The sequence below is a fragment of the Lentzea sp. NEAU-D7 genome (assembly GCF_026242055.1).
In the GTDB taxonomy this organism is placed as follows: Bacteria; Actinomycetota; Actinomycetes; order Mycobacteriales; family Pseudonocardiaceae; genus Lentzea.
Map to the genome: position 1 here is coordinate 301440 of NZ_JAPJDL010000008.1, position 13829 is coordinate 315268.

General features: G+C 71.4%; 11 protein-coding genes. 9 read left to right on the forward strand and 2 right to left on the reverse strand.

Annotated features, from left to right (window positions below):
* Window positions 1–27 precede the first annotated feature (27 nt).
* From ORI60_RS18985 to ORI60_RS18995, 3 genes are all read left to right on the forward strand, one after another.
* Window positions 28–819: a glycoside hydrolase family 20 zincin-like fold domain-containing protein gene (locus ORI60_RS18985; protein ID WP_266038855.1), complete on the forward strand. Its 792-nt coding sequence runs from the start codon at window positions 28–30 to the stop codon at window positions 817–819.
* A gap of 202 nt (window positions 820–1021) precedes the next feature.
* Window positions 1022–1711, forward strand: coding sequence for a response regulator transcription factor (locus tag ORI60_RS18990; protein WP_266038856.1), 690 nt, complete (start codon window positions 1022–1024; stop codon window positions 1709–1711).
* The gene (locus ORI60_RS18995; RefSeq protein WP_266038857.1) at window positions 1708–2946 is read left to right on the forward strand and encodes a sensor histidine kinase; all 1239 of its coding nucleotides are present in this window, start codon (window positions 1708–1710) and stop codon (window positions 2944–2946) included. Before ORI60_RS18990 ends, ORI60_RS18995 begins: the two co-directional genes overlap by 4 nt.
* Window positions 2947–3131: 185 nt before the next feature.
* Here ORI60_RS18995 and ORI60_RS19000 read toward each other — a convergent pair whose 3' ends face one another.
* The gene (locus ORI60_RS19000) at window positions 3132–4628 is read right to left on the reverse strand and encodes an aromatic amino acid ammonia-lyase (RefSeq protein WP_266038858.1); all 1497 of its coding nucleotides are present in this window, start codon (window positions 4626–4628) and stop codon (window positions 3132–3134) included.
* Between the two features lie 63 nt (window positions 4629–4691).
* Between ORI60_RS19000 and ORI60_RS19005 the strand changes: the two genes are divergently transcribed.
* The 6 genes from ORI60_RS19005 to ORI60_RS19030 are packed head-to-tail and all read left to right on the forward strand — an operon-like array spanning window position 4692 to window position 12733.
* Window positions 4692–6236, forward strand: coding sequence for an NAD(P)-binding domain-containing protein (locus ORI60_RS19005; RefSeq protein WP_266038859.1), 1545 nt, complete (start codon window positions 4692–4694; stop codon window positions 6234–6236).
* The gene (locus ORI60_RS19010; protein ID WP_266038860.1) at window positions 6223–7596 is read left to right on the forward strand and encodes a class I adenylate-forming enzyme family protein; all 1374 of its coding nucleotides are present in this window, start codon (window positions 6223–6225) and stop codon (window positions 7594–7596) included. The genes ORI60_RS19005 and ORI60_RS19010 overlap by 14 nt, the downstream gene beginning before the upstream one ends.
* An 11-nt stretch (window positions 7597–7607) precedes the next feature.
* Window positions 7608–9158, forward strand: a complete 1551-nt coding sequence (locus tag ORI60_RS19015; protein WP_266038861.1) for an NAD(P)-binding domain-containing protein — start codon at window positions 7608–7610, stop codon at window positions 9156–9158.
* Complete coding sequence (locus ORI60_RS19020; protein ID WP_266038862.1) at window positions 9155–10150, forward strand: alpha-hydroxy acid oxidase; 996 nt, start codon at window positions 9155–9157, stop codon at window positions 10148–10150. Before ORI60_RS19015 ends, ORI60_RS19020 begins: the two co-directional genes overlap by 4 nt.
* Window positions 10144–11439 carry a cytochrome P450 gene (locus tag ORI60_RS19025; RefSeq protein ID WP_266038863.1) on the forward strand — a complete coding sequence of 432 codons (1296 nt, stop codon included), beginning with the start codon at window positions 10144–10146 and terminating at the stop codon, window positions 11437–11439. The genes ORI60_RS19020 and ORI60_RS19025 overlap by 7 nt, the downstream gene beginning before the upstream one ends.
* A 16-nt stretch (window positions 11440–11455) precedes the next feature.
* Window positions 11456–12733 (forward strand): cation:proton antiporter, encoded by a 1278-nt coding sequence (locus ORI60_RS19030; RefSeq protein WP_266038864.1) that lies wholly within the window; start codon window positions 11456–11458, stop codon window positions 12731–12733.
* Here ORI60_RS19030 and ORI60_RS19035 read toward each other — a convergent pair.
* Window positions 12705–13823 (reverse strand): glycosyltransferase, encoded by a 1119-nt coding sequence (locus ORI60_RS19035; RefSeq protein WP_266038866.1) that lies wholly within the window; start codon window positions 13821–13823, stop codon window positions 12705–12707. The genes ORI60_RS19030 and ORI60_RS19035 overlap by 29 nt on opposite strands.
* Between the last annotated feature and the right edge of the window lie 6 nt (window positions 13824–13829).

A 13829-nucleotide genomic window follows, 5' to 3' on the forward strand; every position in this document is an offset into this window, starting at 1 on the left:
AGCGTTAGTTCGCTGGAGAGGAAACCGGTGATTGTTCCCATGCCCACGAGCGCGCCCCGTCGCACGGGCTCGTTCGTACTGACCGAAGACGTGACAGTCCGGGTGACCGGGCAGGCGCGCACCGCGGCCGCGATGCTGCGCGAGCACGTCTTCCGGCAGACCGGCTACCTGCTGGCGGAGTCGCCCGACGGCATGCTGATGGTGTCGCACGACCCGGCCATGCGCGGGCTCGGCCCCGAGGGGTACGCGCTGCTGGTCAGCAACGACGCGATCATGCTGCGCGCGGGCACCCAGGCCGGGCTGCGGCACGGCGTGCAGTCGTTCCGGCAGCTGATGACCCGCGACGGCACGGTCCGCGCGGCCGACGTGCGCGACTCCCCCGCGTTCGCGTGGCGCGGGGTGTCGAGCGCGCTGCTGCCACCGGCCGAGATGCGCAGGGCGATCGACCGGATGGCCGCCTACAAGCTCAACGTCCTGCACGTCTTCCCGGACGGCGATCCCGACGCGCTGCGCGACCTCGTCGAGTACGGCCGTGATCACGGCATCACCGTCGTGCCCGAGCTCGGTCCGGCGACGGTCGAGCTGCTGGAGCTGTTCCCGAGCCGCTGGGTGCACATCGGTACCGCCAAGCTGACCACCAAGTTCGCCGGTCTGCTGGAACGCCACGGCAAGCTGCCGGTGCGCTGGCACGACGGGGACGCCGCCGTGCTCGGCCCGCACGGCAAGCTCGCCGAGGGCGACGACGGCCTGCGCGCCATCGCGACCGCGGGCTGGGTCGGCGAACTGCGGACCGCCTCGGCCGTGGCGCCCGCCTGGTAGGTCGTTCACAGTCGTCGCGTGATCGCAGGTCACGCGACGACCGCGGTTCACATGTTTATCTTTGATCAGCGGGTGCCCGCGGAGCGCTGAAGCCGTGCGACCGGGGAAGTTGTGCCACAGCAGGCCTTCCGGCCGCGTCCGTGAACCTGTCCGTTGGCTGTTGCCCCCTGAATCGACGCTGATCACGTGCGATCGTGGTTTCGTGCGGGCCTCTTCGAAGTCGCGATCAGTCCAGCGGTTCCGGCTGTTGCTCGTGGACGACGACCGCGAGCTGGTGGAGCTGCTCGCCACGGTGCTGCGCGGTGAGGGGTACGACGTCGACACCGCCTTCGACGGCCAGCGCGGACTGCACCTCGCGCTCACCCGGCCCTACGACGTGGTGGTGATCGACCGCGTCCTGCCGGTCGTAGACGGGCTGGACCTGTTGTCCCGGTTGCGTTCCCGGTCCGTGCGGACGCAGGCCCTCATGCTCACCGCGATGGGATCGGTGCACGACCGGATCGACGGCCTCGACGCCGGCGCCGACGACTACCTCGCCAAGCCGTTCGACCTGGGCGAGCTGACCGCGCGGCTGCGGGCGCTGTGCCGGCGCGCGGCGGAACTGGCTGCGGTGCTGCGCATCGGCGCCGGCCGCCTGGAGCTCGAGCAACACCAGGTCGTGCTGCCCGACGGCGAGAAAGTGCCGCTCACCACCAGGGAGTTCGCGCTGCTGCGGGTGCTCGCCACGCATCCGGAGACGGTGCACACGCGGGCGGCGTTGCGGCGCACGGTGTTCTGCGACGCGCCCTCACAGTCCATTGTGGACACCTACGTGCACTACCTGCGTTCGAAGGTGGGACGTTCGGTCGTGCAGACGGTTCAGGGGATCGGCTACCGGTTGGGGGCGCTGTGAGGTCGTGGGCCGAGGCGGAGCGCGCGGAGGTCCGCCGGGCGCGGCTGCGGGTCAGCGTGCTGGTGGGTCTGGCGATCACGCTGATGATCACGTTCGTCGGCGTGATCGCCTACGTGGTCATCGCGCACGGGCAGGAAACCCAGGTGTCGCGCGAGCTCCGCTACAACGTCCACTACGGCGTGCCGGGCGTCGCGCCCCGGTGCGCGTGGGTGTTCGTGCTGGAGGACGGCGTGCTGCACGAGGGTGAGCTCCAGGTGCCCGCCGGGTTCCCGCTGCGCGCCGACATCGACGCCGTGCACAGGTCGGGCGTCGCCCTGCCCCGCGACGTCATCGCGAACGGCACGGAGTACCGCGTGCTCACGGCACCGGGCGCGGACGGCACGACGGTGCAGGCGGTGTTCGACATGCGCTACCAGCTCGCCGACCGCGCACACCTGCTGCAGGCACTGGCGATCGCACTGGTCTGCGGCCTGCTGGCGGCAGCGCTGATCGGCCTGGGCATCAGCCGCCGCACGGTGGGCCCGTTGGCGGAAGCACTGGCGAGGCAACGCCGCTTCGTCACCGACGCGAGCCACGAGCTGCGCACCCCCATCGCCCGCGCCTACCTGCGCGCCCAACTGCTCGCCTCCCACCTGCCCGACGACCAGCGACCCGACCTCGACGCCCTGGCCAGGTCCATCCGAGGCCTCGCCGACGTGGTGGACGACCTGCTGGCCTCCGCACAGCTTCCGCAGCGGCTCGACGGCAAACCCGTGGACCTGGCCGACGTGGCCGAGGCCGCGGTCGTCGGCGAGACGGAACGCGCCGCCGAGCGGCGGATCACGGTGTCGCTGGACCACCCCGGACACCCGGTGGTGGTCTGCGGGATCGAGACCGGGCTGCGCCGGGCCGTCGACGAGCTGCTGGCCAACGCCGTGCGGCACACGCCGGAGGGTGGGCGGATCTCCGTGGCCGTGCGTGCCGGTGGTGGTGTGGCCGAGCTGGTCGTGGCGGACGATGGCGAGGGGTTCGAGGCCGGTGAGGCGGAGCGGTTGTTCGAGCGGTTCCACCGGGGCTCGGGTGAGGGGCGGTTCGGGCTGGGGCTCGCGCTGGTGCGGGAGATCGTGACCGGGCACGGTGGGACGGTGGAGGCGGCGGGGCGGCCTGGGGTGGGGGCTCGGTTCACGTTGCGGATTCCGTTGGGCGGGCAGGGGGCGTTGGTGGCGCGGGAGGAGATCGCCAGCGCCTGTCCGTGAGAAGGGCGAGGCGGCGGAGCGGTGGTGCTGGGCGATCGCGCCACGGCGACGGCTGGCTTGGTCGCGTCGGCTTGGGGTAACCGCGGCGAGCGTCAGAGTGGTGAGGCGTCAGGTCTGCTGTACAACAGCGGTGTGGCTGGGTAGCGGCTCGATGTGAAGCTCGGGCCACCGCCCAGCCGACCTCCTCACCACTGGCCGCTGACCACCACCTCCGCCGCCACGCGCACGTCCTCGTCCAGCGGCCGGTCCGGGTCCACCGGCTCGATGGCCGCAGCCAGCGCGTCCAGCAACGCCGCGCACCGGGGCGCGGTCGGGCGGCGGCCGCCCACGTGCACGGCCTGGCGCAGGCCCAGGGCGAGTGAGCCGCACAGCAGGCGCAGCAGGTCCGCGAGGTCGTAGGCGCGCAGCGCGGACTGGGTGCCGAACGGCACCACGTCCTGGTTGTGCAGGTTGGTCGGCAGGCTCTGCGTGCTGGCGGGCAGGACGCCTCGCCGGATCTCGGCGACGAAGGCGGTCGTGGCCAGTTGGACGCCCTGCAGGCCGTGTTGCTGGCCCGGTCCGGCGGCGAGCATCGGCGGGAGGCCGGTGTTGCGGGCCGGGTCCACGAGGAGGTCGAGCTGGCGTTCGGCCAGGTTGCCGAGTGAGGCGGTGACCATGGCGAGGACGTCGGCGGCGTAGGCGGCGGGCTGGCCGAAGAAGTTGCCGCCGTGGGCGATCAGGTCGTCGTCGGGGAAGAACAGCGGGTTGTCGCTGACGCCGGCGAGGTCCGAGGCGACGACGCTGTCGGCGTAGCGCAGGGCGTCCTCGGCGGCGCCGAGGAGTTGGGGGGCGCAGCGGATGCTGTACGGCTCCTGCAGTGCGCGCAGGCCGCTGGGGGTGGTGCCTTCGAGCGTGGAACGCATCCACCCCGCCACCGTCACCGCGCCGGGGTGGCCGAAGGCGGAGATCAGGCGTGGGTCGGTGAAGCCCGGGTCGGCGCCCACGACGTCCACCAGCAGGCACGTCAGGTCCGCCAGGGCTCGGTGCGAGGAACGCACGGACGACAGGGCCAGGGCCAGCGCCGCCGTCGTGACGGAGGTGCCGTTGACCAGGGCGAGGGCGTCGCGGCCGTCCAGGTGCAACGGCGAGAGCCCGGCTGCGGCCAGGGCGTCGGCGGCGGGGAGGCGGGTGCCGTCGAGGTAGGCGTGTCCCCGGCCGCGCAACGCCTGGGCGGCGTACGCGAGCGGGATGAGGTCTCCGCTGGCGCCGACGGAGCCGTAGCGGGGGACGGCCGGGACGAACGTCGTCGCGAACATCGCGGACAGGCCCTCGACGACGTGCGCGGACACGCCGGACAGGCCCTGTGCCAGGGACCAGGTGCGCACCAGGAGTGCGGCTCTGGCGATGTCGAGGGGCAGGTCGGGGCCTTGGCCCGCGCCGAGGTGTGCGAGGGTGTTGTCGCACTGGTCGGCTTCGGAGGCCCTGCCCGCGAAGCCCACGAGGGCGCCGAACCCGGTCTTGGCGCCGTACACCGGGCGCTCGTCGTCGGCCAGGACCGTGCGCAGGTAGGCGCGGCCCCGTTCGACTCGGTCGAGCACATCGGATCCGACGAGCACGGGCAGCGGCCCGGCAGCGCGCAGAAGGTGCGGAACGGTCAGGGGCGAACCCAGGTCCACGGACGTGTCTGAGGCGGTCGCGGTCACCGCACGGACGGTAGGCAGCCGATCTCAGAAAGTTCTGAGATCGCGTGGGTAGCTTCCCCGTCCATGGCTCACGAGTACCTGATCATCGGCGCGGGACCGGCCGGTGTGCAGCTCGCCGCGCTGCTCGAGCGGGACGGCCGGGACTACGCCGTCCTGGAACGCGGCAGCGGCGCCGGCACGTTCTTCACCCGCTACCCGCGGCACCGCAAGCTCATCTCCATCAACAAGGTCCACACCGGGTTCACCGATCCCGAGCAGCGGATGCGGATGGACTGGAACTCGCTGCTGCTCGACGACCCCGAGCTGCTCTTCACCCGCTACACGCCCCGGTACTTCCCGGACGCCGACGACATCGTGCGCTACCTCCAGGACTGCGCGGCGGGCCTGGAGATCCACTACGACGTCGACGTCACGAGCATCTCGCGCGACGGCGACGGGTTCGCGGCCACCGACCGCGGTGGACGGACGTGGCACGCGAAGAACCTCGTGATGGCGACCGGGGTCTCCCAGCTCCACGTGCCGCCGATCCCCGGCATCGAGCACGCCGAGCGCTACGACACCTTCGACACGGACCCGGAGTCGTTCACCGGCCGTCGGGTGCTCGTGATCGGCAAGGGCAACTCGGGTTTCGAGACCGCCGACGCGCTGGTCGAGCACGCCGCCGTCATCCACGTCGCCGGGCCGCACTCGGTGCGGCTCGCCTGGCAGACGCACTACGTCGGGCACCTGCGGGCGGTGAACAACAACTTCCTCGACACCTACCAGCTCAAGTCCGAGAACGCGGTCCTCGACGGCACCGTCGAACGCATCGAGCCACGGCCCGAGGGCGGCTTCCGGATCCAGTTCCGCTACGCGCGCACGGTCGAGAAGGTCCGTGAACTGGAGTACGACCGCGTCATCGCGTGCACCGGGTTCCAGTTCGACGCCTCGATCTTCGCGGAGAACTGCCGCCCGGCGCTGGTCATCAAGGACCGCTTCCCGCGGCAGACCTCGGCGTTCGAGTCGACGAACGTCCCCGGCCTGTACTTCGCCGGCACGATCACCCAGTCGCGGGACTTCAAGAAGTCGACCAGCGGGTTCATCCACGGCTTCCGCTACGGCGCCCGCGCGCTGCACCGCGTCCTGAGCGACCGCAACCACGGAGTCCCGTGGCAGGGCAAGGATCTGGAGCCCTCACCCGAGGCCATCAGCGAGGCCGTCATCGCCAGGGTGAACCGGTCGTCGTGCCTGTGGCAGCAGTTCGCGGTCATGGGCGACGTCGTGAGCATCGACGGCGCCACCGCGCGGTACTGCGAGGAGGTGCCGGTCGCGTTCGTGGCGGACGGCGGCCTCGGCCCGGCCGAGCACCGGTTCGTCGCGACGCTGGAGTACGGCCCCGACCACGACACCGTCGACCCGTTCGACGTCACCGTCCCCCGCGTCGCCGAGAACGACCCCCTGAACGCGGCCGGCGCGAGCTACCTGCACCCGGTCGTCCGCCACTACCGGCACGGCGTGCTCGCCGCGACGCACCACCTGGCCGAGAACCTGGAGAACCACTGGGACCTGCCGGAGGTGCACCAGCAGCCGCTCGTGCTGTTCGTGAAGGAATGCCTTGCCGGCGCGTGACACCGGGCCGTTCCCGCAGGCGGTGCTCGACGTCCTCGCCACCGCCGCGGACCGGCCGGTGTTCGAGCACGGCACCCGCGTGGTGAGCGGCGCGGAGCTGCTCGACCTGGTCGCGCGGATCGCGAACGGGTTGCGCCGCAAGGGCCTCGGCCCCGGTGACGGCGTGGCCCTGCTGCTCGGTGTGACCGTGGAGGCGTTCGCGACGATCCTGGCCGCCCACGCGGTCGGCGCGCGAGTGGCCGGGGTGCGGCCGGGCCTGACGGACGCGCAGGTCGAGCACCTGCTGAGCCTCGACATCAAGCTCGTGCTCCGCGACGCCGACCTCACCGGCCTGCTCGCCTCCTCCCCCGGACCCCTGTGGTGCGACGGCCGTCCCGGCGACATCGCCCGGCTCATCCACACCAGCGGCAGCACGGGCGCTCCGAAGGCCTGCGCCCAGACCTACGCCTCCATGACCGGTGCCTGGACCGCCCGTCCCGGCGCCTGGCCTCCCGCGATCCGGGAACTGGCGACACGGCTCGACCGGTACCTCGTCTTCGGATCGCTGTCGAGCCAGGTGATGTTCGAGTACGCCGTCCTCACCCTCACAGCCGGCGGCACGATCGTCGTCGCGGACCACCCTGCCGACGCGATCACCCGCCTCAAGGCCACCGCGCGCGTCATCACCGTGCCCGGCCTGGCGAAGCTCGTCGCCTCCCAGAAGCGCGACCCCGCCGACCTGTCGACCCTGCGCGCGCTGCTGGTGTCCGGCTCTCCCCTGACCCCCGACCGGCACCGCGAGGCCCTGGACACCCTGGGACCGGTGCTGTTCCACGGTTACGGCCAGACCGAGACCGGCATGATCTCGATGGCCACGCCCGACGATCCCCCCGGCACGGTGGGCAGACCGCCGGTGGACGTGGAGATCCGCGACGGCGAGCTCTTCGTCCGCACTCCAGGCCAGGCCTGCGGGTACTGGGGCAACCCGGAGGAGTCGGCCGAGGTCTTCGTGGACGGCTGGGTCCGCACCCGCGACCTCGGCCGGTTCGACGCCTCCGGCCACCTGCGCCTGACCGGCCGGGCCCGCGACGTCGTGATCGTCAACGCGAACCTGCACTACATCGGTCCGATCGAGCAGGTGCTCGCCGAGCACCCGGACGTCGCCGAGGCCTACGTCGTCGCGGTGCCGGACGACGAGACCGGCGAGGCCGTGCACGCGTTCGTCGTGCCGAAGGCCGATCGCGTTCCGGGTCTCGACGAGCTCCGGACGCTCGTGACCGAACGTCTGGGCGCGGCCTGCGCCCCCGCGCGGGTCACCGCGATCTCCGAACCACCCGTCGCTCCCAGCGGCAAACCCGACAAGCGTCAGCTCACTGCGTGAAGGAGAACGTCGTGTCCAGCGAGGTAACGACCGAATGTCTCGTGATCGGCGCGGGTCCAGCGGGACTGCAGGCGTCCTACCTGCTCAAACAGGCAGGACGTGACCACGTGGTGCTGGAGGCCGGCCCGGCGGCGGGAACCTTCTTCACCCGCTTCCCCCGGCACCGGCAGCTGATCTCCATCAACAAGATCTACACCGGCTGGGACGACCCCGAGCTGAACCTGCGCGTCGACTGGAACTCGTTGCTGTCCGACGATCCCGCGCTGCTGTTCACCGGCTACACGCCCAGGTACTTCCCGAACGCCGACGACATGGTCCGCTACCTCGGCGACTTCGCCGGCAAGTTCGACCTGCCGGTCCACTACGACACCCGCGTCGTCTCGGTGACGCGGCCGGACGACTTCGTGGTGCTCGACCAGCACGGCGGCACCTACCGCGCGAAGCGGATCATCGTGGCGACGGGCGTCTCGCAGCCGTACGTGCCGGACATCGAGGGCGTCGAGCACGCCGAGCACTACTACGACGTCTCCGTCGACCCGCACGACTTCACGAACAAGAAGGTGCTGATCATCGGGCGCGGCAACTCGGCGTTCGAGACCGCCGACGCCCTCGTCGAGACCGCCTCGGTCATCCACGTCGCCGGGCCCGGTTCGCTGAAGCTCGCGTGGCAGACGCACTTCGTCGGCCACCTGCGGGCGGTGAACAACAACTTCCTCGACACCTACCAGCTCAAGTCGCAGAACGCCGTGCTGGACGGGCACATCGCCGGCATCCGCCGCGACGGCGACGACTACCTGGTGAAGGTCAGCTTCCAGCGGGTCGACGAGGTGGTGAAGGAGATCCGCTACGACCGGGTGATCCTCGCGACCGGGTTCCGGTTCGACGCCTCGATCTTCGCACCCGAGTGCCGGCCACAGCTGACGATCAAGTCGCGCTTCCCGGACCAGACGGCGGCGTGGGAGTCGGTCAACGTCCCGGACATGTTCTTCGCGGGCACGATCACGCAGATGCGCGACTTCAAGAAGTCGACCAGCGGGTTCATCCACGGCTTCCGCTACGGCGTGCGCGCACTGCACCGGATCGCCGAACAGCGCTACCACGGCGTGGACTGGCCCAGCCGCTCCGTCGACCCCACGCCGGAGGCGGTCACCGAGGCGATCATCGAGCGGGTCAACCGGACCTCCGCGCTGTGGCAGCTGTTCGCGTTCCTCGCCGACGCCGTGCTGACCGGCGAGGACGGGTCGGTGCGCTACGTCGAGGAGGTGCCGGTCGCGCACCTGCACGAGGCCGTGGAGCGCGGCGAGTTCGGCGACGTCGCGTCGTACCTGACGGTGACGCTGGAGTACGGCGCCGACCACGACAAGGTCAACCCGTTCGACATCACCGCCGGCCGCACCTCCCAGGACGACACCAGCGGGCTCGACGGCCGCTACCTGCACCCGGTGGTGCGGCGGTTCCGCGGCGGTGTGCTCGTCGACGAGCACCACATCACCGAGAACCTCGAGAACGAGTGGGACAGCGAGGCCGTGCACAAGGCTCCGCTGCGGGAGTACCTGCGGTGAACCCGGTGCTCGCGGAACTGCACGACAAGGCGCGCGCGGTGCTCGACCCCGTCCACTACGACTTCTTCGCGGGCGGGGTCGGGGACGAGGTCGTGCTCGCGGACAACGAGGCCGCGTTCCGGCGCCTCGCCCTGCTGCCGAGAGTGCTGCGGGGCAACGAGATCAGCGAGGACTTCCCCGTGCTGATCTCACCGACCGCCTTCCACAGGCTCGCCCACCCCGACGGTGAGCTGGCGACCGCGCGGGCCGCGAACGGGACGACCCTGGTGTCGAGCATGGCGTCGACCGTGCCGATCGCCGAGGTCGTGGCCGCCGCCACCGGGCCGGTGTGGTTCCAGCTCTACGTCCAGCCCGACATGGACGTCACGGAAGCCCTGGTGCGCCGAGCGGAACGGGCGGGGTGCGCGGCGCTGGTGGTGACGGCCGACTCCCCCGTCTTCGGCCGTCACCGGCGCGACATCGCGCACGGCTTCCACGACCTGCCCGCCGGGCTGGCCGCGGAGAACATGCGCGACCTGGCCGGGGTGGCTCTGCGGAACATCGAGATGTCGCCGTCGGTGTCGTGGGAGCACCTCGACCGGATCCTGGACCTCACCACGCTTCCGTTGTGGGTCAAGGGAGTCCTGCACCCCCAGGACGCGGTGCTCGCGGTCGCGCACGGCGTGGCGGGCATCGTCGTGTCCAACCACGGCGGACGCCAGCTCGACCTCGTGCCGGCCTCGCTCGACGCGCTGCCCGCCGTGGTCGACGCGGTGGCCGGGCGGGTCCCGGTCGTGCTCGACGGCGGTGTCCGAAGTGGAGGTGACATCGCGCTGGCGCTGGCGCTGGGAGCGTCGTCCGCCGGCATCGGCAGGCCCGTGCTGTGGGGACTGGCCGCGGACGGCGAGCAGGGCGTGCGGCGGGTGCTCGACGTGCTGCGCGACGAGTTCCAGCACGTCCTGGCGATGTGCGGCGGCGAGCTGACCAGGGACATGGTGGTGGCCCGGTGCTGAGCTGGCTGCCCGAACGCGTGGTCGCGTTGCGCGCCAAGGTGTTCGAGAAGGTCAACGGCGACAACGCCATCACGTTCCCGAACGACCAGGTCGGCCCCGACCGCTTCCAGGAGGTCTACGCCCACCCCGCCGCCAACGGCCGCAGCAAGGGCGCCGGACTGTCGGACCTGTTCTGGTACTGGCTCTCCCCCGGTCCCGAGGTGCACCAGGAGCACCTGGAGGCCGGGCCGCGCTACGACGACGTGGCCCGGACGACCCGCGCCTTCCTCGCGGGATCGAGCGACGCGCTCTCGGCGGCCGCGACCCGCTGCACGGCCAAGGTGCTGGACGAGGTGCTCACCGGCCGCGTCACCGCGGTGCGGCTGCGCGAGCTGATGATGCCGGTGTGGGCCGAGTACTTCTACGAGCTCGTGTTCGGCGAACCGTGCCCGCGCCACGCGCGTGACCTGATCGTCGCGCACGCCACCGACGTCGTGACCTCGTTGAAGTGCACGGGGTTGCGCCATCCCTCCCGCCGCGCCCGCCTCACCCGCTACCTGCGGATCCGGCTCGCCGACGTCCGGCACCCGCTGCCCGCGACGCTCTCGGAGACCGACCAGGTGCACTACCTGCAAGGCACCTACTTCAACACCGCCGTCGTGCAGATGGCCGAGGCGATGACGCACCTGCTGCTCGCGCTGGCCCAGCACCCCGAAGCGGCCCGGCGCGCCGCCGACGACCGGTACTTCGCCCACGTCCTCGACGAGACCTTCCGCCTCTACCCGTTGTTCGGCATCGCCCACCGCATCACGACCGCGGACATCGAGCTGGACGACCACGCGTTCTTCCCCGCCGGCTCGGTGCTGTGCTTCAACTACCCCGCCTACCACGCGACCGGCTACGACGACCCCGGCGTGTTCGACCCCGGCCGCTGGGAGAGGACGACGGCGCGCCGCGAACACCACATCCCGTTCGGCATCGCCGCCAACCGCCCCTGCCCGGCGTGGCGCCTGTCCCCCATCGCGATGCGCGCCTCCGCCAGGGAAGTGCTGCGCCGCGTCACCCTCCACTCCTCCGTCACCCACACCCGCTCGCTGCCCAGCCGCGGCCCGTGCCTGCTCGTGCGCGACGGCCCCGTGCCCCGCTCCAGGCTGGCCCTGATGCGCGTGCGCGACCGCTGGGAGGACGTCTGGCGCAGCGTCGTCCAGCTCGTGCTGGGCACCGCGATGGTGCTGCACGCCCACCGGCTCCGGCTGGCGGGCCGCTACTTCGACACGCACGACACGCAGGGTTGCCCGGTCCGGCACTGACCCCAGGAGATCCCCGGTGAACCAGATCCACTTCGCGTTGCAGGTCTTCGCCGCGCTGGCGGTCGTGCTCGCCGCGACCACCGTCTGCGGACGGCTCGCCATGCTGGTCAAACAACCCAGGGTCGTCGGCGAGATGGTCGCCGGCGTCCTGCTCGGCCCCGCGCTGCTCGGCGCCGTCGCCCCCGGCGTGCAGGCCCAGCTCTTCCCCGCCGACGTCAAGAGCACCCTGTACGTCCTGAGCACGATCGGCCTGACGTTCTACATGTTCCTCGTCGGGTCCTCTTTGGACCACGGACTGACGACGGGTGCGAACGCGCGCAAGGCGTCCGTGCTCGCCATCTCCGGCATCGTGCCGACGTTCCTGCTCGGCGCGGGCGCGGCGGTGCTCTTCTTCGACACCCTGAGCCCGGAGGGGTCGAGCCTGTGGGTGTTCATGCTGTTCGTCGGCGGCGCCCTGTCGATCACCGCGTTCCCGATGCTCGCGCGGATCCTGCAGGAACGCGGCATCGCCAACACCCCCATCGGCGGCCTCACCCTGGTCGCCGCCGCGATCGACGACGCGGTGGCGTGGGCGTTCCTCGCGCTGATCATCGCCGTGGGCATGTCCGGCAGCCCGTCCGGCGCACTGCGCACCATCGTCGGCGCGGCGCTCTTCGCGGTGCTGATGCTCACGCTCGGCCGCAAGTGGCTGGCGAAGCTCGGGGAGCGCGCCGAACGCGACGGCAAGCTCAGCCGCGACATGGTGGCGGTGATCCTGCTGGTCGTGCTGCTCGCCGGCTGGTACACCGACTACATCGGCGTCTTCTCGGTGTTCGGCGGCTTCATCACCGGCCTCGCGATGCCCAAGTCGCCGGTCGTGCGCCACGAGCTGGAGACCAAGCTCTCCGACCTCAACTCCATCCTGCTGCTGCCGGTGTTCTTCGCGTTCAGCGGCCTCAACACCCGGCTGGACGGCTTCGGCTCGGGCGGAGCGCTCTGGTTCCCGCTCGCGGTGATCATGCTGGCCGCGTTCGCCGGCAAGTACCTCGGCTGCGGGCTCGTGGTCCGCGCGCAGGGTTTCTCGTGGCGCTACGCCTCCGCGGTCGGCGGCCTGATGAACGCCCGCGGCCTGATGATCCTCATCTTCATCAACATCGGCCTCGCCTACGACCTGGTGACACCGGAGATGTTCGCGATCCTCGTCGCCGTCGCGATCGTCACCACCGCCGCGGCGATGCCGATCTACCGCGCGTCGCTGCCCGACCACCTGGAGGCCGCGGCGGACGTCAAACCGTCCCCCGCACCAGTTCCATGAGCCCCTGAACGACGGCGGCGGGATCCGGCATGTCCGCGATCTCGGACCTGACCTTCCCCGCCACCTCCCGCGCGGCCGGGTCGTCGAGCAGACGGCCCGCCGCCTCGGTGACGGCGTCGGCGGTGACCTCCGGGCCCACGAGCTTCGCGCCGGCACCGGTCTCGGCCAGCACGTCGGCGTTCACGAACTGGTCGGCGCCCTGCGGCAGCACGAGTTGCGGCAGCCCGGCCGCCAGCGTGCCGAGGACCGTGCCCGTTCCACCGTGGTGCACGACGAGATCCGCTCGCTGCAGCACCTCCGCCTGGGGCACGAACCCGGCGACGCGCACGTTCGCCGGCACGTCACCCAGCACGGCCGGATCACCCGGTCCGACGGCCACCAGAACGTTCACCGGGAGCCGGGAGAGTCCGTCCACGGCCTTCCGGAGCACCTCTGTCCGACCGAACGACACCGTGCCGAGCGTCAGGTACACCAACGGTTTCGTCGTGCTGACCTCGGGCATGGGCACGTCCAGGTCGAACGCCGTCGGCCGCTGCCGCAGGACCGTCGGCAGCGCCGCGACGACAGGATCGCGCACGGTGTCCGGCCACAGGTCGACCACGACGTCACCCAGCATCAGGTCGGCGGGTGCGGCGCCCTCCCACATCCACGCCATCTCCCCCGCCGCCATCTCCTGGATCGCGGGCGGCATGGACCGGCCGATCACGTGCGACACGAACGGGATCCCGGCGTCACGGGCCGCCTTCGCGGCACCGGTGTCGCTCTGCTCGTAGACGACCAGGTCGGGCTTGATCCGGGGCAGCAGTCCCCCGAGGTCCCTGACCGTCGCCCGCGGCAGCACGTCCGCGAACATCGTGATCATCAGCCGCGGCACCTCCGCGTCCCCGTGCCGCCTGCGGGCCTCCGCCTCGGCCTCCGCGATCGAGATGCCCGACGCGTGTGCCTCGAAGCCCAGCTCGCGCGCCTTCTCCACGAAGCCCGGACCGATCGCGAACACGACCTCGTGGCCTGCGTGCTGTGCCGCTCGGGCGAGCGGCACCAGCGGGAACAGGTGTCCGTAGGCGGGGCGGCACGAGAAGAGGATGCGCACCTCGTC